This window comes from Streptomyces regalis (assembly GCF_001509475.1).
Lineage (GTDB): Bacteria > Actinomycetota > Actinomycetes > Streptomycetales > Streptomycetaceae > Streptomyces > Streptomyces regalis.
The window spans coordinates 1-1,627 of sequence record NZ_LLZG01000206.1 but is presented as its reverse complement, the minus strand read 5'-3'; the positions used below and the strand labels follow the sequence as shown (position 1 = coordinate 1,627).

Sequence of the window (1,627 nt, the reverse complement as noted above, 5' to 3'; positions counted from 1 at the left end):
GAGGCCTTTGAGGTCGCCGACGCCGTCGCCGTTGCTGTCCTGGAAGGAGCGGACCAGGACCTCGTAGAAGACGGCGCGCTTGAACCAATCCGGGTCACGATCCTTGGCAGGCGTGTCCTCGAAGGTGTCCTGAACGGGCTCGTTGACGATCATTTTGTGGGTGACCCTCCGATCTGCGGGGTGGACGGTCGCAGGACGGTGAGGATGTGCGCGGGACGAGTGCCCGGTTCGAGACGCACGTAATTCGCCCTGCCCCAGTGGTAGGTCTCGCCGGTGAGCTCGTCGCGCACCGGCACCGACTCGTGCCAGTCCAGGCCGAGTTGCGGCATGTCCAACGAGACCGTGGCCTCCTGGGTGTGGTGAGGGTCGAGGTTGGCGACCACCAGAACCGTGTTCGATCCGCTGCGCTTCGAATACACGATCACGGCTTCCTTGTCCGCGTGGTGGAAGTGGAGGTCGCGCAACTGCCGCAGGGCCGGATTGGCCCGCCGGACGGCGTTGAGCTGGGTGATCAGGGGGGTGATGGTGCGGCGGCCTTCGCGTGCGGCGGTTTCCCAGTCGCGGGGTCGCAGCTGGTACTTCTCCGAGTGGAGGTACTCCTCGCTGCCGGTGCGCAGGGGGGTGTTCTCGCACAGTTCGTAGCCGCTGTAGATGCCCCAGGTGGGGGAGAGGGTGGCGGCGAGGACGGCGCGGAGCTCGAAGGCGGGGCGGCCGCCGTGCTGGAGGAACTCGTGCAGGATGTCGGGGGTGTTGGCGAAGAAGTTGGGCCGCATGTAGGCGGCCGCCTCGCCGGACAGCTCGGTGAGGTACTCGGTGAGTTCCTGCTTGGTGTTGCGCCAGGTGAAGTAGGTGTAGGACTGCTGGAAGCCGATCTGGGCCAGGGTGTGCATCATCGCCGGGCGGGTGAACGCCTCCGCCAGGAAGATCACGTCCGGGTCGGTGCGGTTGATGTCGGCGATGACCTTCTGCCAGAACACGACCGGTTTGGTGTGCGGGTTGTCCACGCGGAAGATCCGCACCCCGTGCGCCATCCAGTGCTTGAGGACGCGCAGGGTCTCGGTGATCAGGCCGTCCATGTCGGCGTCGAAGGCGATGGGGTAGATGTCCTGGTACTTCTTCGGCGGGTTCTCCGCGTAGGCGATCGTGCCGTCGCAGCGGTGGTGGAACCACTCGGGGTGTTTGTGCACCCAGGGGTGGTCGGGGGAGCACTGCAGGGCGAAGTCCAGGGCGATCTCCAGGCCCAGTTCACCGGCCCGGGCCACGAAGTGGTCGAAGTCCTCCAGGGTGCCCAGGCCGGGGTGGATCGCGTCGTGGCCGCCCTCGGGAGAGCCGATGGCCCAGGGCACGCCGGGGTCGTCGGGGCCGGCGGACAGGGTGTTGTTCGGGCCCTTGCGGAAGGTGGTGCCGATGGGGTGGATGGGCGGCAGGTAGACCACGTCGAAGCCCATCGCGGCGATCGCCGGGAGCCGGCGCGCGGCGGTGCGGAACGTGCCGTGCGGCTGCTGCGGGGTGCCCTCGGAGCGGGGGAAGAACTCGTACCAGGAGCCGTACAGGGCCCGCTCCCGCTCCACCAGCAGCGGCAACGGATCCGACGCCGTCACCAGATCCCGCAACGGATACCGCCCCA

At 67.9% G+C, this 1,627-nt stretch carries 1 protein-coding gene; it reads right to left on the bottom strand.

Annotation, left to right across the window (positions count from 1 at the left end):
• Positions 1 to 149 precede the first annotated feature (149 nt).
• The coding region (locus ADL12_RS22240; RefSeq protein WP_062704440.1) for an alpha-amylase family glycosyl hydrolase at positions 150 to 1,627 on the bottom strand (1,478 nt) is incomplete at its 5' end.